Here is a 21,431-nt window from a genome sequence, read left to right on the forward strand (position 1 = left end):
GCTCCCGGTTGGGCCGATCATTCAATACATCGTCCCAGTTGATTGTTTCAACCGCCTTCTCAACTTCGTCTGCCCGCTTACCTGAAGCATAGAAACCGCCAACCAAGGCGCCCATACTGGTTCCCACAACGCAATCGACGGGAATACGCGCTTCTTCCAATACCTTCAGCACCCCGATATGGGCCAACCCACGCGCGCCTCCCCCGCCCAGCACCAATGCCACTCGGGGGCGTTCATCTGCATAGGTAACATGGCTTATCAACAATGCAAACAATACGGCACAACGGACAAAACACGGCATCTGCCTATTTCCATAGTCAAAAACGTAAGGCAACGAAACAAGACAAAGGTTTAACTTTCATTCTCTGTAACTGGAACGATCTCGGTCTTCAACCAATCAATAAACATCTGCAGCACCAAGCGATGCGGTGAGGGGCTGGCTGTCACCAACCAATAGGACCAGTCCGACGGCAGTGTTAACTTAAACAGCTGCACCAACCGGCCTGCTGCCAAATCGTTCTGTATAAGTGCACGCCGGGCGAGACCGATGCCCTGCCCTTCAACCACCGCCTGCACCATCAGGCCCGAATCCGTGAAGATCAATCCTTGATTGGGTTCAAGCCAATCAAGACCTGCCCGCTTAAACCAAGGTCGCCACGGTTCTCCCGCTGATCGCAACAAGTTCCTACCCGCAAGCTCGCTAGGATCTGACGGCAATCCCCCAGGCAAATGAGGGCTGGCAACCACGAGAAAATCCTCATCAAAAAAGTGCTCGGCATGTAAGCCCGGCCAGTTACCCCTCCCCATCCGAATCGCCAAATCAATACCGCTTGGGCCCCCTAGCTTCTCCAGCGTAGTCGATGGCTGAACCCAAAGCTCAACTTCAGGATGGCTCTGAATAAATCTTCCCAGCCTGGGTGTCAACCAACGTGCTGAAAAGGATGGCAACGCCGTCAGCGTAAGACGTGGCCGCTCGTGCTCGCGCTTGATTTCGGCCAGCTCCTGCCCCACGCCCACCAAGAGACGGTTTAGGCAGGTGGCCAGCCGCTTTCCCTCCGGCGTCAACGCAAGCCTTCGCCCCTCACGCACAAACAATGGATAACCGAGTTGGATTTCCAACGCCTTTATCTGGTGGCTAATCGCCCCTGGCGTAACAAATAGCTCTTGCGCGGCACGCGCACCCGAGCCCAACCGTGCCGCCGCCTCAAACGCGCGTAGCGCAGGCAAGGACGGCAATTTACCTGGTGAAGAAACAAGTGAGTCAAATTCAATCATTGGATGAAAAAGCATCGATTGTGTGTTTCCACGTCCCGCTCCCAGAATGCTGCACGTTTCAAACTAAGCGAAGAGGAACGACAAAATGTATCATAAGCATTTCATTAAATACGAACATACTCTCCAGCGCAATCAGCTACACACGCTGCAAAGCAAAGATTGCCTCTACATTACCTGTCAAAAAGGAAATGCCTGGGTTACTGAAAACAATAGTGCCGATGGAAAACAATAGTGCCGATGTCATTTTGCTAACCGACGAGCATTACCGCACCCAAGCTAACAGCTTGGTACTGATTGAAGCGCTAAGCGATGCACAGCTGCAATTGGAATCCATGCCAATGCCAGCCCGTCGAACTTGGCTGTCACGCATGGGAAATGCCACACAAAAACACCTTCGCTGCCTGCTTTTCCCTCGTCGTTCACAAAGCCATTGAGGGTGCCAGTCACCACGGGTAAGCACACATCTCACCGAGTCTCGCGAGCAAGGCGAAAGCGGGAGAGGAGGCGGTAGTCACTAAGTTTTAAATGAGCATTCCGACGGCGCCTTCAACGCCGTAGCGCTGACGCATAGTAGGCATTAAACAGGTTCTCAGAACCTGTTTACGGACTTGCTGCGCAGCCGTGATCAGGGGCCTAGACGGTGCACAAACTGACTCAGCCCCAATCGAATAACACCGGAGAAAAACATGAATCAACTCAATAACAACGCTAACAAATGGGCTTATGAAATTAACGCGCTCGCCTTGAAATCAGCGCGAGCCGCCGCCCCCAAGCGAAGAGCTTGTACCGACGGCTATATTCCCAGCGTGCTAAGACTGCTACGCAGCAAAAGCAGCGAAGCGGACAAAGCGGCATGGACCAAGCGGAGCGTGTATATGAGCGACTGTGACAGCTTGAGCAAAACAACGCAGGCCAAGGGCCAACCAAGCCGGACTCGACTAGGCATTACTATCGAAGAACAACCAGGGCAAACTGAGCGGTGGAAACAAGGGGTTTACGACCCGCTGTATCAAGCAGGGCTAGGCAGAGCAAGCACTAAAACACGGAGGATGCCAACCACGTTGGACACTTCCCCACCATTCGGCCGCAAAACCGGCAAAGCCAAATAGAGCGGTCCAAAATTCGATCAGCCGTTATGACTTGGCTTTGCTTTCAGCAAGACCCCAAAAATTGTTCACGATCCGTATCAGGAGGCCGCCAACCGCGGAGATACGGTGCTCTGGAATCCCCATGTATCCATCACATACATGAGATTCCTCGCACTGTGCCACTGCGGCTCACGACCAGGATAGGGCTTTACCGACAGTTTGAGGGGACTGAGTCAAACGCCTTAGCGAACCCGCCTTGGAGCAGGTGAATGCATCAGTAGGATGCGGTATGTATCTCACATACATGCCCCATTCGAACCCTGCCCGAACCTCAACAAAGTGGCTTGTTGGGGCGAACAGGTTCTGAGTAGTCTGACGGCTACTTAACAGCACGATCCATTGCCTTATGCCGAAACATACAGGAGTTAGCACGATGAGCGCCTACTTTGAATTTGATAGCGCCCAAACCCGTGATCGTGCCGATCACAGCAGCCGTTACGACGACGTGATGGAAGCTGCCATTCTGCTCACCATTGCCCTGGTGTTGCTGATAGGTTTCCTTTTTCATTAACTTAACCACATCCACCCAAGCCTCCCTACGCCAAGCCGTCTCTGCTGGCGTAGGCTGGCTTTTTTCTTACCGCAGATTCCCACCATGATCCAACTCCATTTTTACCCAAGCACCGCCAGTATGGCGCCGCATATAGTGCTTGAGGAACTGGCTGTTCCGTTTGAACTGATCAAGATCGACAAAGACAACGATGGGCTGAATTCACCTGCTTACCGGGCGTTGAATCCCAATGGGTTGATACCGGTTCTCGTTGATGGCGATACCGTGCTGTATGAAACAGCAGCTATCTGCCTCCACCTCGCCGATACACATCTTGAAGCAGATCTGGCGCCACGGTTAGGGAGCACGGAACGCGCCCACTTTTATAAATGGTTGAGCTGGCTGTCCACCACGCTGCAGCAAACACTCATCATCTATTTTTACCCCGAACGGTGGGCCAACGATGGGGAGGCGGTTGCCCAGATCAAACAACATGCCCAACGCAAGGTACTCACCCTGCTGGAACAAATCGATGCCCAATTGGCCCGTCATGGTCAAGACTGGTTGTTGGGAACGGAATATAGTCTCGTTGACCCCTACGCTATGATGCTATGCCGATGGACACGCAATTTTGAGGGTCCCAAAGCACGCGACTACAGACACATCGGTCCCTGGCTACAACGCGTGTTGGCGCGACCAGCGGTGCAGAAAGTGCTAGCAACAGAGCAATTGGCCAAGCCTTGGGTGTAATCCAGAGACAACCACACCTAAACTAGCAAAAAGCACCAAAAAAGGCGTCTTCACTTATGCAACTCCTCGCTCACCGTGGCTATCACGCCATTTGTCCTGAAAACACGTTGGAAGCTTTTTCTGCTGCTTTACACCTCGGTTTTGCCGGCATTGAGACCGATGTCCGGGTAAGCGCCGACAATGAAGCCGTATTGTTTCATAACAGGGTATCGAAGGATGGCGTGCCCGTAGCAGCACTGACCAGGAAACAGTTGTCTGAAACCTGCGGCTACACTGTTCCCACGCTTGAAGAAGCACTGCAAGCCTTCCCGAATACCTTTTGGAATATTGAGATCAAAACACCGGCAGCCGCAAATCTGGCGCTGCCCATATTGAGCCAATACGAAGAAACCCATCGACTACTGGTAACATCCTTCCGTCATGAAATCGTCCTCGCAGCTGCCGAATTATTATCTGTAGAGTGTGGCTTTCTCAGTGCCCATCGTCCGGCAACCATCAATAGTCTGGTCCATACAGCACTGCCCTACCGCAATTTGCGCACGCTGATATGGGACTGTGAAATCGTCGATCCCGACATCCTGCGCCAAACCAATGCGCTGGGCTTTCATAATGCGGTATACGCCGCCAATACCGCCTACGAACACACCTTGATGCGAGAGTTTGGTGTGTATGCCTTGATTACCGACTTTCCCCAACACGTCGGCTTGCTGAATGCTTAAAACCCTCACCGGGCCGTAGCCAGCAAAGTTAGCCGATGCTGGTCTATGTGCACAGCAAGACATGATAAAACGGATGAAACGCAGCCTATCTTTAATGACTGCGTTTCGGCTTGGCGCAAAACATCGGTACCATTACAGGGGTCAAGCCAACATTCCAACCAACCCTGGCGTATTGGGTAGTTCCCGATGATTTGTTGATCCGGCCTCGTCATGCAATGCACGGTGTTGATTCGACAAACCCAGCTCATCGCGCAACCCACGCGCCGAGCTGATCAGCAATTCCAGCATGGCCAACAAATCCACCCCCTCGCTATCCTCTGGTGCGCGTAGTAGGGCGAGCAACAAGGTGCTGTCTGCATCAGCCGCCAATACCACCGGGTCCACATAGTTGCGTTGCAGCAACCGCTTCAACTGTGCAACGTCGTCGGGCAATGCACCCAGCGGGCAGCACATTTCCAATCCTTGAGGCGTCTCCTCAAAGTAAATCGCCAAGTCCTCATCCACCCACAGCACAGGTTCTTCTGTATCGAGTTCCAACCCCAGCGCGTCGTATAGGCTTAGTAGCAAATTGTCCATTCTGATTCCTTCAAGACTTGACAAGGCCTGATAAGCCTTGGGTTTGCATCCAAATTTCAGGGTTGCCAATCCGCTTTGCATAAGACAGATTCAGAAGCGATACAGGTAGCGTTTTCATGACTTTGTTACCCGGTGCACCGGTGTTGTACGCCTGTATTTCCAGATTGCCGCTATGGAGTAACACTTGTTGCATCAGGGTGCGATTTGTTTCATTCAAACCACTGCCCGGTTGACTTAGGCCACGCCCCAAATGCTGCGCTACAGCCTCCCGCTTCAGCTCTGCATCCAACATACCGGTCCTGTCCTTGCCGCTTTTACAGTTGGAACACGATACCGCACCAATCTCAAAGGCAAGCATGGCCACGCGTTGTGCGCCTTTATATGGCTCGCCCCCATCCTTATGGTGCGACTTATCCGCCCATATCGTCTTAAGTTGACGCGCCAATTCCAGTACCCGATCCCGATTGTGGGGATTGTCCTGCAAATATTCGCCCACCCAACCACCGGGCGCTGCGTCGGGTCTTAAGTCGTTACCCAGTAGTTGATGCATGGCGACCAAGTTGTATTCATCCGACTGCTTTTGCCCCAGCTTGAACTTAAGCGCGAGCTCATTGACGCCAAAGTTGAACGCAGCCAACTTCAAATTCAGCTTTACGGTACACAGCTCGCCAGCCTCATTGCGTACTTGCAGGCTCATCGGTTGTGGCTGGTCAGTAAGCGTACGCCACGCTGTAATCTGGTCATGCAGCATCTTGCCTTCACTGCCCAACCCAGGTGTTACCAGGGACGTGGAGGTAAGCCGCAAGCCCACCACCTCACCTTGCAGCGCCCGTTGCAACGTTGCCGGCTGTGAAAATAACGCTGCCGTCACGACTTCGCGCGCTCGATTCAACGCCCCTTGCTGACGCTCTACCGGGCGGTCGGACAAGCCGTATGGTGACAAGATGCCATGCCGCACCCCCTTGTGTAAAACTTGTCCGTCATCCCCACGTATCTCAGATGCCCACAAATTGGCGGCATGTGTGGCCTCCTTCGTTGAGCCGGAACACACCCCCTTGCTGGCGTAACAACTCGGGAAGATATCGCGGTCACCCAGCTTCATCTGGCTTGCTGGCATCTGTGTGCTGACGTAGGCGCGGCCACCATGTTCAAATTTGGTCTCGATGGTTTCCCAGGATTTGCTGTTGAGTACTTCCAGACGCGCCTGGGCAAATGCTGCCTTGGCTTCACGCAGTGCTTCTTTGGAGGGAATGCCTTCGCGCTTGAATGCATTCGCAATCAGATTAGTTAAGTCCTTACCCAGTTGTTTGTTTCTACGTACTTCCGTTCTCGTCGCTTCCCGATCTGTCTTGAGAAGCGCAGTGGCATCCAATTGTCTGGACAGGCTGCCAAGCGCCAAGGCATCGGTACTTGACGCCAAGCCAAGGTTGCTCAGCGCCTGTTGCGCCGCATTGATTTGATAGCGTTGCAACCCAAGCAAGGTATGTAATGAACGGGATGAGGCGGTCGATAATGGCGGCTGCTCCAGCCCCAAAAATTGCTTGAGCCGGGACACGATATCCAGTGTATGGGGCGTATGCATCACTTCGATTTTTTTCGGTGCCACAGCACTGCCGGCAACGATATTTGCATTACCAAGCTGTGTGCTACTAGCTGCCTTGGTATTGGCGACTTCATACTGTGTCGCTCTTGTCGGTGTAGAAACAAAAGGTATTAACATGGCGCTCAAACTCCCTACAGCGTCGTCACGACTCGGTTGGTCTATTACGTTCTGTTGTATTTGTTTATCGGCACGGAAAAACCTGCCCATACCTTAACAATTACCCACCCGCATGACTTTCACTTTTCGGTACCGTCTCCCGCTTTTCTTCACTCAGCGTCTGATTTGTCCTTGCCTTGCGAAGCCATCAACCAGCGCCATGCTCTTACTTACATGCACATCCGCGCGATTCCTCAGCGTGACAATCCTTCGTGAACCGTACATCGATATTCAGATACCGAGACCTCTCCCCGTTACTGCACGCCGTCAGACATCTGTTCAAAAGCTGCAATACGTCGCGAAATAGCACTGCCTCAAGCATGCTTATCTGCCACGGTAAACGCCGCTTCCCGGGCCATTTTCGCCTTCTCTCACCCTGGCTTGTGCAACTTTGAACAAGCGCCAAGAAACGCTTGCGACGGGCTTTGGATAAGTTCACAGCAAAGTGCGTTGCGGATGGAACTGAAATAGGTCCGAGCGGTCCCTACATCGGCTCGGTTGATTCGGTTAGAATCGCCGCTTTCCCTTCCCCCGCTCCACGGAATTCCACCATGTTGACAGGTAGTCTGGTTGCACTTGTGACCCCGATGTTCGAGGACGGCAGCCTCGATTTCGCGAGCCTTACCAAGCTCGTCGAGTTCCACGCCGAAGCCGGCACAGCCGGTATCGTCGCGGTTGGCACCACTGGTGAATCAGCCACAGTGGACGTGGAAGAACACATCGCTATCGTGCGCAAGACCGTTGAACTGGTCCGTGGCCGCATGAAGGTTATTGCAGGAACAGGCGCCAATTCCACTCGTGAAGCTATTGAACTCGCACGTCTGGCCAAGGAAGCCGGCGCCGACATGACACTGTCTGTGGTGCCTTACTACAACAAACCCACGCAAGAGGGTATCTACCAGCATTACAAGGCCATTGCCGAAGCAGTGGCCATCCCCACCATTCTTTACAATGTACCCGGCCGCACCGTTGCGGACATGAGCAACGACACCGCACTGCGCTTGGCCCAGCTTCCCAATATCGTCGGCCTGAAAGACGCGACTGGCGATATTGGCCGTGCAGCCAACTTGGTCCTGCGTGCACCCAAGCACTTCGCGCTGTATTCAGGTGATGACGCCACCTCGATCGCCTTCATGTTGCTGGGCGGGCACGGTGTGATCTCGGTAACCGCCAATGTCGCCCCAAAATTGATGAGCGAATTGTGCACCAGCGCCCTGAAAGGCGATATTGCAGCAGCACGAGTGGCCAACGACAAACTGCAAGGGCTGCACCAGCATCTTTTCATCGAAGCCAATCCAATCCCAGCCAAATGGGCTGTCAGCAAATTAGGCCTGATGCCTGACGGTATCCGCCTCCCTCTGACCAAGCTTTCGACCGCCGCCCAAGTGCCCCTGCGCGAAGCCATGCGCCAAGCCGGCATTGCGATCTAACGGAAATTACTGATCCCATGATTCGAACCACCCCTATTGCTGCAGCGCTTGCGCTGGTTACACTGGCGGCAGGCTGCGCCAATCTGCCCATTTTCGGTGATGACAAATCCGAAGGGCCTGAGTACGCCAAGGCCCGTACCGCCATTCAAAGTCGCAAGTTGGAAGTGCCGCCGGACCTGGCGACGCCCGAGTCCGCCACAACCTACAACATCCCCGGCATCACCCTCAGCGCCGCCGGCCAGCAGATCCTTGCTTCCGGCGCCGTACTGCCGCAATTCGACAAAGCGCGCATCGAAAATGATGGCAGCCTGCGCTGGCTGGTCGTCAATGCTCCGGTCGACACTGTTTGGCCGCAAGCACGCCAGTATTGGCTGGACCTGGGATTCAAACTGACGGTCGACAACCCGATAGCGGGCCTGTTGGAAACCAATTGGGTGGAAGAACGCCCGAACCTCCCGCTGGGCGCTATTCGTTCAGCCCTTCAGCGCGGCATGAAGACATCGTACAACAGCGGCATGGCTGACCAGTACCGTATGCGCCTGGAACGCAGTGCCGACGGCAAGGGCACTGAAATCTACATCGCCCATCGCCGTATGGAAGAGGTGTATATCACCAGCGACAAGAGCGACACCCGTTGGACGCCACGCCCCAGCGATCCAGAACGCGAAACAGCGAAGCTGAAGCAGTTGTTGGTACGCATGGGGGTCAGTGCGGACGCCGCCGATAAGATCGTCACCGCCAAACCTGCCGAGACCACCACGCCGGCCAGCAGCAGCAACCGGGCACAACTGGTCACCCAAGCTGATGGCAAGCGTGTAATCGAGGTCGATGAAAGTTTCGACCGCGCTTGGCGCCGCATTGGGCTGGCACTTGAACGCGCCGGCTACAACATCAATGACCGCGACCGCTCGCTAGGCATCTATTACATCAGCGCCGGCCAGATTCTCGCCGCCAAGGAAGAAGGCTTCTTCGATAAGCTGGCTTTCTGGAAAAGCGAAGAGAAGAAGCAGGAAAGCCGACCGCAGTACCAAGCCCTGGTCGTCAGCAAGGACTCCAAGACCACGGTGCAGATCAGCGGCAAGGACAACGCCGCTTTATCTGAGGCCCAGGCAACAGCGCTCCTCAACCCACTAATGGTCGAACTACGTTAAGCCCAGCAGTACAACAGCCGCCCGAGTAATCCGGCGGCTGTTTTGTTTTTTACCCCCTCAAAAATTCACCACAAGACGATTGAAGCTTGCCCATGAATCCATTGAAAAGACTGTTCAGCTACGCCAGCCGATATCGGCGTGATTTCCGCCTCGCAACCACCTATTCCGTACTCAACAAATTCTTCGACATCCTGCCTGAAGTGTTGATTGGTGTGGCGGTGGACGTAGTAGTGAAAGGGGAAGACAGCTTCCTAGCGCAGAAGGTGTTGCAGGGGCTCGGTATCAGCGACACATGGCACCAGTTGCTATTTCTGGGTTGTATCAATGTCTTGATCTGGGGTGGCGAGTCTCTGTTCCAGTACTTGTATGAAGTAAAGTGGCGTCAGTTGGCGCAAGACATCCAGCATGATCTACGTCTTGATGTCTACCAGCATGTGCAAAAACTGGAAATGGCTTACTTCGAGAATCAGCGTACCGGCAACCTGCTTTCCATACTCAACGACGACGTGAACCAGATGGAGCGCTTCGTCAACGGCGGCGCGAATCAGATCATCCAGGTGTTCTGCTCTTCCATCATGGTCAGCGCGGTCTTCTTCGCCTTGCAACCGGGCATTGCGCTGGTTGCCCTCTTACCCGTACCCGCCATTCTGTTCGGTGCGTTCTGGTTCCAAAACCGGCTTGCACCCCGCTACACCGAAGTGCGCGAGGCCGCAGGCGATGTCTCTGCCCGGCTCAACAACAACCTGTTGGGTTTAGCTACTATCAAAAGCTTCGCTGCCGAAAACTTCGAAGCCGCACATATCGATACGGCAAGCCGTCATTACCGCACTGCCAATGCCCGCGCAATCCGCATCAGCGCCGCCATCACGCCCGTCATTCGCATGGCTATCCTGAGTGGCTTTACCGCCACCCTCATCTACGGTGGCTGGTTGACCATACAGGGTGAACTCGCGGTAGGGGCTTATTCTGTCCTGGTCTTTCTTACCCAGCGCTTATTGTGGCCCCTTACCGGGCTTGCCGAAGTCGCCGATATGTACCAGCGCTCCATGGCCGCCATCGACCGGGCCATGAACCTGCTCGACACGCCCATCAACATCCCTTACGAAGGCCGCCACTTCCCCGCCGCATCCGCCAAGGGAGAATTGCGTTTCGAACAGGTGAACTTCAGCTACAACGACCGACCAACCCTGCAAAACATTAACCTACTGATTCCAGCAGGTAAAACCATTGCTTTTGTGGGTTCGACCGGATCGGGCAAGTCCACGCTCATCAAACTGCTGCTGCGCTTTTATACCGCGCAATCGGGCCAAATCCTGTTGGATGGTCAGGTGATTGATGAACTGAACCTGCAAGACTTGCGCCGGGCCATCGGCTATGTCGCACAAGACAGCTTCCTGACTGATGGCACCGTAGCCGAGAACATTGCCTACGGCGTACCGGATGCCAGCGATGCTGATATTGCCGCAGCAGCCCAAGCTGCCGAAGCCACCGAGTTCATTACCAAACTGCCGCTTGGCTTTGCAACACGCATTGGCGAACGCGGCCAAAAACTGTCGGGCGGGCAACGCCAGCGGCTGGCCTTGGCGCGGGCGATTTTAAAGAACCCACCCATCCTGATCCTGGACGAAGCCACCAGTGCGGTAGACAACGAAACCGAAGCCGCCATCCAACGCAGCCTGGATGTCGTCAGCCGGAATCGCACCACCCTCATCATCGCCCACCGGCTTTCCACCGTGCGCCAGGCCGACTGCATCTATCTGATGGAAGCAGGACAAGTCATAGAAGCCGGCACACATGAGCAACTATTAGGGAAGGACGGCGGTTATGCCTCGCTGTGGCGTCTGCAAACAGGTGAACGCACCCGGGAAGCGGTTCAAAGCCTGTAAGAACCTGTCCAAGAAGCGGCGCATAAACCTCAATAGAGGAACACGCATAAGACAGTAAACCGTTTCCAGGCATCGTTTTGAACTGGGCCGCAGCGAGAGCCAATCTGCCTCTGCTACAGTTGCTAGAATCAATAAAAAGCAGAGGAAGCAAGCATGTCTAATTGGAAAGCCGTTCCCTACGACACCAGCAGCTATCGCTACGATGGTGACAAGCTCTGGCAAAGTTGGGAACGTTTGCACGCCGGTGATCAAGAACCCTGGCCCGAGGACGAAGCCAGCCAGGAGGCATGGCGCGCCTACCACCGCGGTGATTTCCAAAATGCGGTCGCGCTGGGGCTGAAAGCCGAGACCGCCTCTGGCATGAATGCCGCCAACAAGGCGCAAAGCATCTACGCAACCTATCTGGCCGAGGACGAAGACGAAAAGAAGGAATTGTTCGAAGAAGTGGCTGAACGCGCCGATATTGCCACCCAAGAGAATCCCAACAATATTAATGCCCATTACCAACATGCCTATGCGCTTGGGCGTTATAGCCAGGCGATTTCCATCACCAAAGCGCTGGCGCAAGGACTGGCAGGCAAGTGCAAGGCCAGCCTGGATAAAACCCTGGCGCTAGCACCCGAGCATGCCGAAGCCCATATCGCGCTCGGGGCCTACCATGCCGAAATCATCGGCAAGGTAGGCAGCATGGTAGGGTCGTTAACCTATGGGGTATCCAAGGATGCGTCGGAAACCCACTATGCAAAAGCACTGGAACTGATCCCGCATTCCGCCATTGCCCATATCGAGTACGCCAATGGCCTCCTAACCTTATATGGGAACAAGAAGATCAAAGACGCTACCCAGCTTTACGAGAAAGCCGCAGCATGTACTCAACGCGACGCGATGGAAGCACTGGATGTGGCTTTCGCCAAGTCGGAATTGAGCAACGACTGACATTAATCTTCCTCAGCTACAGGTCATAGCGCCATGAAGCGGGCTGAAATACTGCAAGCATTACAAGCTACCATGCAGGCGTATATTCAGCAGCAATGGCCACAACTGCTGAGCGAAGTGGCAGCCGAGCTGATTGAACAAGCCGACCGGGCATCGTCAACGCATGATGCCCGCGTGATGTTCGATGCCCGCGCCACCTGGTTGGCCTTCGATACCGAATTGCACAGTGCCTGGCTAGTCCATTTGCAGCGCTTGCTCGATCGCAGTCTGGTCACCGCCTTTCGGCGTGAACGACGCAGATTCAACCAAGCACCACGGCACAACCTGAGTCTGCGTGATTTGGCAGATGTGGAACAGGAACTGGCGCTGGAACGCAGGATCGCCAATTTTCGTAGCGAGGCTGGAACAACCCTGTCCAACCTCAACGCCCGCATCGCCAATCTCTACCATCAAACAGAAAGCGCTGAGCGCGAGAACCCATTCCGCCCCTACGTCATCTGTGGCAGCTTGGCGCTGGGCATCAGCGAGCTGGACCTGCTTGAGGATGTCAGCGAAGTATTGCAAAAGGCTGCCGCGAATCGCTTGAGCACGCGGGTGATCGACCTGTATCAACAACTCAACGCCCAGTTGGAGAGCTTCGGTATTCCCGTAAAGCTACCGGCGCAAGGCCGCAGTCGCAGCGAGAAAAAGTCCAGCAAATCGCGGGCGCTCCAGCCAATTGATAGCCCTACTGTAACAGCAACCATACCAACAGCCCTGGCCGCCCAAGCCAGCCAATTGCCGCGCAGCGACCTGCTGCTCCGCTGGATTTAGATGAAGACCAACCCCGATGCGGTAAGCGCCCCGGTAGAAATCACCTCACCGCCCCCTTGGCTGGATGCCCAGGCCAATGCAGGCCAGTTGCTGCGAGAGTTGTTTGGCACCCTGCCTGCAGGCAGCCAAAACTGCCCTGCCATCTTCACCACCTTTGCCGGCAGTACGGTGCTGGCTGGCAGCATTGTAGAACTGGAACTGGAGGCAACCGCCCAATACAGCGCTCCAAATAATGAAAATGACGCTTTGCTCCGCAATCGTATTCTCGAAAACCGGGGCCGTCTGACCAGCCAGGCACAAGACCCCAGCGAGCGTATGGTGGTCGATGTGGTGGCCATGCTGTTCGAGTTCATGCTGCGGGATGGCAAAGTGCCCAGCCCGGTACGCGGCCAACTGGGGCGGCTTCAGTTTCAGTTGCTTAAGTTGGGCCTATTCGACCCCAGCCTGTTTGCCGAACAACGCCACCCCGCACGCCAGCTATTCAACCGCATTGGCTCCATCGCCGTGGGCTTAAGTGAGAAAGACGCGATTTCGATGGGTTTGACGGCGGAAATTCAACGCATTATCGACCTTGCCGTAGCAGCCCCCAGCAGTGATGCCGCCTTGTTCAACAACTTGCTGTCTCAACTGGATGATTACCTGGCCGGCCCGATTACCAAACGCGATGTCCACATGGCGCGCGCCGCCACCGCTCTCACCCATGCCGAAGCACGCACCGCCCATTATCTACAAGCCGTAGCCGCCATGCGGGAAGCCTTAGAAAGCATTGAGATGCCCGCGCGCCTGCGGCACTTCCTACTTGGCATTTGGCCTTTGGTGATTGAACACGTCGCAAGGGACGATGCCTCCAAAGCTACCCAGTGCCGGCGCATGGTGCCCAGGCTGGTGTGGAGCGTACAACCCAAGACCAGCAATGCCGAACGAATGCAGATGCTGAAGACATTGCCTGAAATGGTGAATACGCTAGCAGGCAACCTCGCCTTGGCGCGCATGAGTGATACGGACCAGCAAGCCTTTCTGGACTGGCTGGTAGAAGCACATGTGGAAGCCCTGAAAGAAGGACATCAGGAACCCTCGACATCGCTTGCGGAAATGGAAGCGCATTTTGCCGACTACGTACTAGGCAATGCAGTGCCAGGCACATCCAATAAAGCAGCAGGCCATGAATTCGATACAGCTTACGCAGCCGAGGCGGCCGAGGAATTGGACGAATCGCTGGAATTGTTGGACCAGCAATTCAGCGACTTGATAGCAAAAGACGATGGGGCAACCATCGCGTTGGCGCAGTCGGAAGTCTTGAAAGAAAAAGTACTCAAGCAACTACGGGCTGGCGTGATGGTGGAAATTGCATTCGGCGGCAGCTCGCGCCGCGCCCGCCTCAATTGGATCAGCCCACAGGCAGCCAGCCTGCTGCTCACCATCTCCGACCTGGGCAAACCCGCAGCGCTCAGCGTCCATCTTTTCCGCCGTTTATTGGCATTGGGCCATGTGCGCTTTATTGAAAGCGAACCCATATTCGAACGCGCAGTCATCGCCCTATTGCGCAACGTCGATGAAATGGAACAGTGGTCTGAGCAGGCCAAGCTGACTTAGAACCTGTCTAAAGTCTGCTGTGCGTCAGCAATACGGCGTTGAAAACACCCTCGGAATGCGCATTCACCACGCGTAAACGCCGCTTCCTCGACTGTTTTTGCCTATCTTGCCCTAGCTCACGAGACTTTAGACGGGTTCTAATAGCAAAAACAGGTGCTTAGCAGGCTGTTGAAAAACGATTTTGGCTCCTACCAGAGGCTGGAAAATTGCGAAAATCATGCCGTTTTGCCTAAAAACTAAGCAAAATTTGCTTAAGGTTTGAGCAATTTAGGTCGTTAAAGGGGCGCTTTGAGTCAATTTCTCCCACTAAGAATTGTTTTTCAACAGCCTGTTAGAAGACTATCTGGCCCTTTACCAAGATTGCCTCGGCGCATCAGCAGAGTCAGCCCATTTGTAGCACCCACCACCACTCCTGCCTTCGCCTCCATCGCAACTATCGAGTCCAAAACACTGTTTTTTAGTAATGGCTGAACGATAAACTGAACTGGCTTTAACCCAGGTAAATTTACCCGTCCTATTTTCCATCCAATAACATTGTGCTGTCTGTTCACTAAGCCGTTTTTGCTTATTGATATAAACAATACTCTTTGTTCCGCCCTCACAAGAGCCAACCTTCATCTGATCACCCACATCGCCTGAAGGAATAATATCGAGGGTGTATTGCACAACACCCTTTTTTTCTATATTTGCCGCAATTTCACTTTTTAACTCGTCACACGGCTTTATTGCAAAGGCTTGGGTGCTGACTAAAGCGATAAGAAAATAGAAATACTTCATAAAAGTCCTGTGACAATAAGCAACAGATACCAATTTGGTTGTCAGCATCTGGGTAAACTCAATTAATAGGGCGGAGTACATCGTAATGTAGAGCGAATTTTCGCTATATGATTCAATGCAACGTTGATTTTATGCGAATATAATACCCGAATTCAGTCATCAGGTGAGGGGTTGGTCTATGTCTATGACGAATCAAGGGTAGCACCTTCAAACAATGAAAGTGTCTACAGAATTCAGGCTACCTCCTATAACCCAGCCATCAAAAAGTCGCCTTTAGGTTCGCCTGAACCGACTTTGCTCATCTGCCTGCAAGTAATGCAGGCAATCACTTCAAAGCGCGAAGCCGTCTTCACCGCGTGCACATTCCACATCAAAGGGTGATAGTACGTCCAAGAACCTGTCTAATAGCTTCAGCGAACATCGCTCTACTGCTATTGGCAGGTTCATGCCTCAACCCTAAGTTCATACCGATGGCACAAACCCCAAAGGCCGCGATGGCGGCCTTTGGGGTTTGTGGTGGCAACACGTAACACGGTTTTGAATCAGAGATGCGCACGGACCACGTTAGCCAGCGTTTTGATGCCCTCATCGATCCGTTCGGGCGAGGCGTGGCTGAAATTCAGGCGCAGCTCGTTTGATATACGCTCGTTGGCATAGAACGGCTTGCCCGGCATGAAGGCAACTTTGTGGGCCAGGGCAGGTTCCAGCAATGCATAGCTATCGATATTGGCTTTGAGCTTGACCCAGAAGAAAAGCCCCCCCGGCGGTACTGCCCAATCGGCGATGTCGTGGAAATGCTTGTCCAGCGCCTGGGCCATGATGTCGCGCTTTTGGTGGTAGAACTCGCGCAAGCGGGCAATATGCGCCGGGTAATCAGCGGAAGTCAGCAACTGGTGCATGGCCCACTGCCCTTGCCGGTTGGTGTGCAGGTCGGCCGCTTGTTTGAGCTTGTACAAGTTCTGCATCAGGCTGGGATGGCATGCCAGATAAGCCACTCGCAAACCGGGAATGGCCGTCTTGGAGAACGTGCCGAAATGTATCCACGCCGCCCGCTTGAGCCGCGAACAGATAGGCGCGCGGTCACATTGGTCGTAAACCAGTTCGCGGTACGGTTCGTCTTCCAGCAGCACCACGTTATGTTCGTCAAAGAGGTCGGCAACCCGTTGGCGGGTGGCTTCGTCGTAACAAACGCCGGAGGGGTTTTGGAAGGTAGGGATCAGATAGGCAAAGCGCGGTTTTTCTTCGCGCAGTTTGCGCTCCAATAATTCCAAGTCGGGGCCGTGAGCTGTCAAACCCACTTCAATAAACTTGGCGCCATACAGGCTGAAGCACTGCACCGCGGCAAGGAAGGTCGGCGCTTCCACCAATACAGGCGTGTCGTTATCCACGAACAACTTGGCTGCCAAGTCCAAGCCTTGCTGCGACCCTGTCAAAATCAGGATGTCGTTGGCGTTAACCGGTACCCCGTTCTTGCTCATCTCAGCGGCCACGGCTTCGCGCAACCACAGCTCACCTTCGCTGGGGCCGTATTGACTCAGGCTGGCGGGCAGTTCGGTGAAATCAAGCTTGGGCATGGCTTGCGGGGCAGGCAAACCACCGGCAAAGGAAATCACGTCGGGCTGATTGGCGACAGCAAGAATCTCGCGTACCAAGGAGCCTTGCAAACGGGAAATACGTTCAGAAAACATGGAGCACTCCAGCAGATTAGGCTCGTAGGATGGCAAACAATGGGTCTGTTTTACAGATACAGCGTACAAATGGGAAATGTCCACCGTACCGGTGTTGTGCTAGTAAGCATTTCCCTTCGGCTGTATGTGCCCCCTCCTCACGGGGAGCTAGCATCAAACGCAGGCTGCTGCTTGCATACGCAGTACCGCCAAGTGCAGCTCGGCAAGCTCCGGGTCGGGTGGGCCATCCACCGTATGCATCAATGTCGCCAGCACCAGCTTTTCGAACTCCGAGCCGAAGCGATCGATGATTGTTGCCGGGTCGGGCACCAGCTTCTTGTCGGTCATTACACCAAAATTCACACGGTCGTTGTAGCTGAGGATGGAAACACCCATGCCGATTTCACCTGACTGCGGCACCCAGAATTGCAGGTCGTGCACCTTGCTGCCTGCAAGGTAAATGGGCTCACGCGGCCCGGGCACATTCGTCATCACCGCGGTGGATTTGGTGCTGAAGAACTCAATAGCCGGTTGCTCGATCATGTTCGGTAACGAGCCCATCACGCTGAGCAGGCCCAGCGTGATAATGGCGTCGTAGCCGCCCTTGATATCGGCCATACGCTGTTTGACTTCGTAGACTCGCTCAATCGGATTGGCGATGCCAATCGGCAACGGCAGGAAAACCAAGCCGAAATAATTGCCCAATTTGTCGAGCATGTTCTCGGGGCGCAAATTCACCGGCACCGAGGCACGAATCGTCAAGCCATTCACTTCTTCGCCATGCTCTACCAAGTAGGCCCGCAGTGCACCTGCCACGCAGGAAAGCAGCACGTCGTTGATCGAGCAATCCAGCGCCTTGCCCACATGCTTGACCTCGGACAATGGCAGCGACTCGGACCAGGCGATGCGCTTGGTGGTGGAAAGCTTGCCCTTGAATTTGGTACGTGGGTCGGCCGACATGGTCGCCATCTTGGCGATGCCCTGACCCAGCCCTAAACCCGTCTGAGTATATTCGGCCAATTTGGTCGGGTTGCTCATCAAGCCATAGCTGGCACCCAGCACTTTGGCGTAGCTTTTGAGCATACCGGCGTAAACCTTGGCCACCGGCCTGTAAAGCCGCAGGAAAGGGTCATCCGGTTCACGCTCATCAGCCAGGAATTTTGGCTTCTTGGACTTGGCGGCGTCACCGGCGTCTTGCTGCTTATCCGTTAAGGACAGCAACACCTGGATCAGGGCAATGCCGTCGGCAATGCAGTGATGGATACGTGCAACCAGCACGCTGCCGCCCTGATAATTTTCCACCACATAGAACTGCCAAAGGGGCTTGGAAAAATCCATGGGAATAGAGATCAGATCATTGACCATGGTTTCCAATTCCGGCTTGTTGGCTGAGCCCGGCAACGCGACACGCCGCAAGTGGTGGGCCATATCGAAGTCGGGGTCGTCCTCCCATGCCGCATTCGTACCGGTGCGGACAACACGTTGCTTGAAGCGTTGGAATTTCAGCAATCGCGTTTGCATCACCTGCTGCAGGCGTTCGTAATCCAGGTCCCCCTCGAAAAACATGATACCGGTGATGACCATCAGGTTGGTCGGCCTATCCATACGTAACCATGCTGTGTCAACAGCAGACATGGATTCACGTTCAGAACCAAACAGATTTAACAGCATATTTTCATTCCTCGCCCCAACCTGTGGCGGTTTTGCACGACCAATCGGTCGCTAGCTTGACGTTACGAAGTGAGAATTATAGAACATACCCTCTTGCCGATTACCAGCACTGGTGCGGCTTTCAGGCAAGTTAGCTACCGCAGAATGCATCAACACCACGAGGAATACGCTCCATGACTTATTTCGTGACCGGCGCAACCGGTTTTATCGGCAACAACCTCGTTCAGACCCTGCTGAACAAACGCAAGGGCAAGGTGTATGCGCTTGTGCGCAGGGAATCACTGGAGAAGTTCGATAAGGTGAAGCAGCGCTGGGGCAAAGATGCCGAAAGGGTGATTCCGGTGGTGGGTGAATTGGGCAAACCCGCCATGGGCATCGCCGAGCAGGATATCGCGAAGCTCAAGGGCAAGATCAAGCACTTCTTCCACTTGGCCGCGCTTTATGACTTAAAAGCCAGCGCAGAGGACCAAACCGCAGCCAATGTGACCGGTACACGGCATGCATTGGCGTTTGCCGAAGTAATTGAAGCCGGTGTGTTTCATCACACCAGTTCGATCGCCGCAGCGGGCATGTATGAAGGTGTGTTTTCAGAAGACATGTTCAAGGAAGCTGGCAAGCTCAACCACCCTTACTTTCGCACCAAGCACGACTCGGAAGCCCTGGTGCGTGAAGAATATTCGCGTCCATGGCGGGTCTACCGCCCAGGCATTGTGGTGGGGAGTTCGAAGACAGGTGAAATCGACAAGATCGACGGACCTTACTATTTCTTCAAGGTCTTACAAAAAATGCGCAAAATACTCCCGCCTTGGATGCCTGCTATTGGCATTGATGGTGGCCGCATCAACATGGTGCCGGTGGACTATGTGGTAGAGGCCATGGACCATCTGGCCCATTTAAATGGACACAATAGCCAATGTTTCCACCTGACCGACCCGAATGCAAAGCGGGTGGGCGAGGCGCTGGCGATCTTCGCCGAAGCAGCGCACGCACCCAAGCTTACGGTACGGATCAATCCTTCGGTCTTTGGCTTTATTCCGACGATGGTACGCCATGCATTGGCTTCGCTCACACCTGTACGCCGGGTACGCGATGCGGTATTGAAAGACTTGGGCTTGCCGGCAGACATCATGAACTTTGTCTCCTACCCCACCCGGTTTGACAGCCGCCAAACCCAAAAGCTACTGGCCGGCACCGATATTAAGATCCCGCCCTTGGAAGACTACGCCTGGAAGCTATGGGACTACTGGGAACGCAATCTGGACCCGGATTTGTTTATCGACCGTACCCTCAGCGGGGTATCACGCGGCAAGCAGGTGCTGATTACCGGCGGCTCTTCGGGCATCGGGCAAGCGTCGGCAATCAAGCTGGCAGCAGCCGGCGCACACGTCATCATCGTGGCGCGTGATTTGGAAAAACTCACCGCCACGCAACAGGAAATCGAGGCAAGTGGCGGTAAGTGCTCCATCTATTCGTGCGACCTGACCAATATCGAAGCCATCGATACCTTGGCGCAAACTGTATTAGAAACCCACAAGTATATCGACGTACTGATCAATAACGCCGGCCGTTCGATCCGTCGCGCCGTCGAAAACAGTTACGACCGGTTTCACGACTTCGAGCGCACGATGCAGCTGAACTATTTCGGTAGTTTGCGTCTGACCCTGGCGCTGCTGCCTGGTATGAGTGCACGTAAATCGGGTCAGGTCATCAATATCTCGTCGATTGGCGTACTGACCAACTCACCGCGCTTTTCAGCCTATGTGGCATCGAAAGCGGCGCTGGATGCCTTTACCCGCTGCGCTGCCAGCGAGTTCTCAGACCGCGGCATTTACTTCACCACGATCAATATGCCGCTGGTGCGCACACCCATGATTGCGCCAACTGATATCTACAAGAACATGCCATTCATTATCGGCCCGGAAGAAGCTGCCGATATGGTGGCTCAGGCCATCATCTACAAGCCGGTACGGGTGGCTTCAGGCTTGGGCATTTTTAGCCAAACGATCCACGCGCTGGCACCACGAGTAGCCCAGATCATCATGAACACGGCTTACCGCATGTTCCCTGACTCTGCCGCGGCCAAGGGTGGTAAGGAGGCTGGACGTACACCGGAGCTAAGCGCCGATCAACTGGCGTTTATGCAGATCATGAAGGGCATTCACTTGTAATCCCATTTTGATTTTGTGCTTCACGAATTTAGCAGTCGGGGGTGTACGCTTGGGTGCCCCCCTGATTACTTGCATCAGGGCAAATCGACACCCAAGATCATGCAAAATTTTCGCCCAGGAATTTTTTCACTTCACTTTCAATACGCGGCTTGAGTGCGCTAAGCAAAAAGCCCAACTTTGCTTCAACTACTACTTCACCGGGCACAACGCTGAGCTGGCCTGAAACGCCAGTGCGTTCGAAATGCAAGATGTCACCTTCCCAATGATAAGTCATGCTGAATTCACGGCTGAGATCCTCGGCGACCTTCTCAGCCAACTTACGCGCTTCTTCTTGCGGTTTGTCATGTGGGTAACGAATATTGATCGACACTACCAAGCTCCCGGTTCTTATTGAATTGAAATTCAAGCCATGTAAGGTTGCAAAGTCCAGCGTTTACCCTTGCGATACCGCTAGCAATACTCCGCTTACCCACATTCTCTAGCTTACACCTAGCTAGTAACTGATGTTACGCAGTGCATACGATAACCTGTCGCCATGAAGAACAAAGAACTCGATTTGTACACCGACTATTTGCTGAGCACGTTTGGTGCGGCGACAGCAACGGGCTTGTCGGCGATGGTA

The 21,431-nt window shown here is 54.2% G+C and carries 20 protein-coding genes; 12 read left to right on the forward strand and 8 right to left on the reverse strand.

Annotation, left to right across the window (positions count from 1 at the left end):
• Both CSQ89_RS14100 and gcvA read right to left on the reverse strand, forming a co-directional pair.
• A partial coding sequence (locus CSQ89_RS14100) for a patatin-like phospholipase family protein (RefSeq protein ID WP_199065537.1) occupies positions 1 to 301 on the reverse strand: 301 nt, incomplete at its 3' end.
• A 50-nt stretch (positions 302 to 351) separates the two neighbouring features.
• Positions 352 to 1,227 (reverse strand): transcriptional regulator GcvA, encoded by an 876-nt coding sequence (gene gcvA / locus CSQ89_RS14105; RefSeq protein WP_199065540.1) that lies wholly within the window; start codon positions 1,225 to 1,227, stop codon positions 352 to 354.
• Between the two features lie 17 nt (positions 1,228 to 1,244).
• Between gcvA and CSQ89_RS22930 the strand changes: the two genes are divergently transcribed.
• The 5 genes from CSQ89_RS22930 to CSQ89_RS14125 all read left to right on the forward strand — a co-directional run bounded on the left by CSQ89_RS22930 (position 1,245) and on the right by CSQ89_RS14125 (position 4,382).
• The gene (locus CSQ89_RS22930) at positions 1,245 to 1,709 is read left to right on the forward strand and encodes a hypothetical protein (RefSeq protein WP_186293390.1); all 465 of its coding nucleotides are present in this window, start codon (positions 1,245 to 1,247) and stop codon (positions 1,707 to 1,709) included.
• 252 nt (positions 1,710 to 1,961) lie between these two features.
• Positions 1,962 to 2,384, forward strand: a complete 423-nt coding sequence (locus tag CSQ89_RS14115) for a hypothetical protein (protein WP_099406780.1) — start codon at positions 1,962 to 1,964, stop codon at positions 2,382 to 2,384.
• A 412-nt stretch (positions 2,385 to 2,796) separates the two neighbouring features.
• Positions 2,797 to 2,934 (forward strand): hypothetical protein, encoded by a 138-nt coding sequence (locus tag CSQ89_RS22505; protein ID WP_158228998.1) that lies wholly within the window; start codon positions 2,797 to 2,799, stop codon positions 2,932 to 2,934.
• Positions 2,935 to 3,018: 84 nt separating this feature from the next.
• Entirely contained in the window at positions 3,019 to 3,663 is a 645-nt protein-coding gene (locus tag CSQ89_RS14120; protein ID WP_099406781.1) for a glutathione S-transferase family protein, read from the forward strand.
• Positions 3,664 to 3,719: 56 nt separating this feature from the next.
• Positions 3,720 to 4,382 (forward strand): glycerophosphodiester phosphodiesterase, encoded by a 663-nt coding sequence (locus tag CSQ89_RS14125; protein WP_099406782.1) that lies wholly within the window; start codon positions 3,720 to 3,722, stop codon positions 4,380 to 4,382.
• A gap of 141 nt (positions 4,383 to 4,523) precedes the next feature.
• Here CSQ89_RS14125 and CSQ89_RS14130 read toward each other — a convergent pair whose 3' ends face one another.
• The gene (locus tag CSQ89_RS14130; protein WP_139023090.1) at positions 4,524 to 4,958 is read right to left on the reverse strand and encodes a CesT family type III secretion system chaperone; all 435 of its coding nucleotides are present in this window, start codon (positions 4,956 to 4,958) and stop codon (positions 4,524 to 4,526) included.
• A gap of 10 nt (positions 4,959 to 4,968) precedes the next feature.
• Complete coding sequence (locus tag CSQ89_RS14135; protein ID WP_158228999.1) at positions 4,969 to 6,678, reverse strand: type III secretion system effector inositol phosphate phosphatase; 1,710 nt, start codon at positions 6,676 to 6,678, stop codon at positions 4,969 to 4,971.
• A 590-nt stretch (positions 6,679 to 7,268) separates the two neighbouring features.
• Between CSQ89_RS14135 and dapA the strand changes: the two genes are divergently transcribed.
• The 6 genes from dapA to CSQ89_RS14165 all read left to right on the forward strand — a co-directional run bounded on the left by dapA (position 7,269) and on the right by CSQ89_RS14165 (position 14,526).
• On the forward strand, positions 7,269 to 8,147 hold the full coding sequence (dapA, locus tag CSQ89_RS14140) for a 4-hydroxy-tetrahydrodipicolinate synthase (protein WP_099406784.1): 879 nt from the start codon (positions 7,269 to 7,271) through the stop codon (positions 8,145 to 8,147).
• A gap of 17 nt (positions 8,148 to 8,164) precedes the next feature.
• Positions 8,165 to 9,298 carry an outer membrane protein assembly factor BamC gene (gene bamC, locus CSQ89_RS14145; protein WP_099406785.1) on the forward strand — a complete coding sequence of 378 codons (1,134 nt, stop codon included), beginning with the start codon at positions 8,165 to 8,167 and terminating at the stop codon, positions 9,296 to 9,298.
• A gap of 92 nt (positions 9,299 to 9,390) precedes the next feature.
• Positions 9,391 to 11,184 (forward strand): ABC transporter ATP-binding protein, encoded by a 1,794-nt coding sequence (locus CSQ89_RS14150; RefSeq protein WP_099406786.1) that lies wholly within the window; start codon positions 9,391 to 9,393, stop codon positions 11,182 to 11,184.
• Between the two features lie 153 nt (positions 11,185 to 11,337).
• Positions 11,338 to 12,120, forward strand: a complete 783-nt coding sequence (locus CSQ89_RS14155) for a hypothetical protein (RefSeq protein ID WP_099406787.1) — start codon at positions 11,338 to 11,340, stop codon at positions 12,118 to 12,120.
• A 33-nt stretch (positions 12,121 to 12,153) separates the two neighbouring features.
• A complete protein-coding gene (locus CSQ89_RS14160) occupies positions 12,154 to 12,933 on the forward strand; it encodes a DUF1631 family protein (RefSeq protein ID WP_099406788.1) in 780 nt (259 codons plus the stop codon).
• A complete protein-coding gene (locus CSQ89_RS14165) occupies positions 12,934 to 14,526 on the forward strand; it encodes a DUF1631 family protein (RefSeq protein WP_099406789.1) in 1,593 nt (530 codons plus the stop codon).
• Positions 14,527 to 14,877: 351 nt separating this feature from the next.
• On the opposite strand, the gene CSQ89_RS14170 is transcribed toward CSQ89_RS14165, so the two are convergent.
• The 3 genes from CSQ89_RS14170 to CSQ89_RS14180 form a co-directional block, all read right to left on the reverse strand.
• Positions 14,878 to 15,351: a DUF1161 domain-containing protein gene (locus CSQ89_RS14170; protein ID WP_199065543.1), complete on the reverse strand. Its 474-nt coding sequence runs from the start codon at positions 15,349 to 15,351 to the stop codon at positions 14,878 to 14,880.
• A 494-nt stretch (positions 15,352 to 15,845) separates the two neighbouring features.
• Positions 15,846 to 16,991 carry an aminotransferase-like domain-containing protein gene (locus tag CSQ89_RS14175; protein ID WP_099406790.1) on the reverse strand — a complete coding sequence of 382 codons (1,146 nt, stop codon included), beginning with the start codon at positions 16,989 to 16,991 and terminating at the stop codon, positions 15,846 to 15,848.
• 153 nt (positions 16,992 to 17,144) lie between these two features.
• The gene (locus CSQ89_RS14180) at positions 17,145 to 18,641 is read right to left on the reverse strand and encodes a WS/DGAT/MGAT family O-acyltransferase (RefSeq protein ID WP_099406791.1); all 1,497 of its coding nucleotides are present in this window, start codon (positions 18,639 to 18,641) and stop codon (positions 17,145 to 17,147) included.
• Between the two features lie 173 nt (positions 18,642 to 18,814).
• Here CSQ89_RS14180 and CSQ89_RS14185 point away from each other — a divergent pair, with 173 nt between their 5' ends.
• Positions 18,815 to 20,809: an SDR family oxidoreductase gene (locus tag CSQ89_RS14185; RefSeq protein ID WP_099406792.1), complete on the forward strand. Its 1,995-nt coding sequence runs from the start codon at positions 18,815 to 18,817 to the stop codon at positions 20,807 to 20,809.
• Between the two features lie 97 nt (positions 20,810 to 20,906).
• On the opposite strand, the gene CSQ89_RS14190 is transcribed toward CSQ89_RS14185, so the two are convergent.
• Positions 20,907 to 21,179, reverse strand: coding sequence for a polyhydroxyalkanoic acid system family protein (locus CSQ89_RS14190; protein WP_158229000.1), 273 nt, complete (start codon positions 21,177 to 21,179; stop codon positions 20,907 to 20,909).
• Positions 21,180 to 21,431: the final 252 nt, after the last annotated feature.

Source organism: Chitinimonas sp. BJB300, assembly GCF_002735695.1.
In the GTDB taxonomy this organism is placed as follows: Bacteria; Pseudomonadota; Gammaproteobacteria; order Burkholderiales; family Chitinimonadaceae; genus Chitinimonas.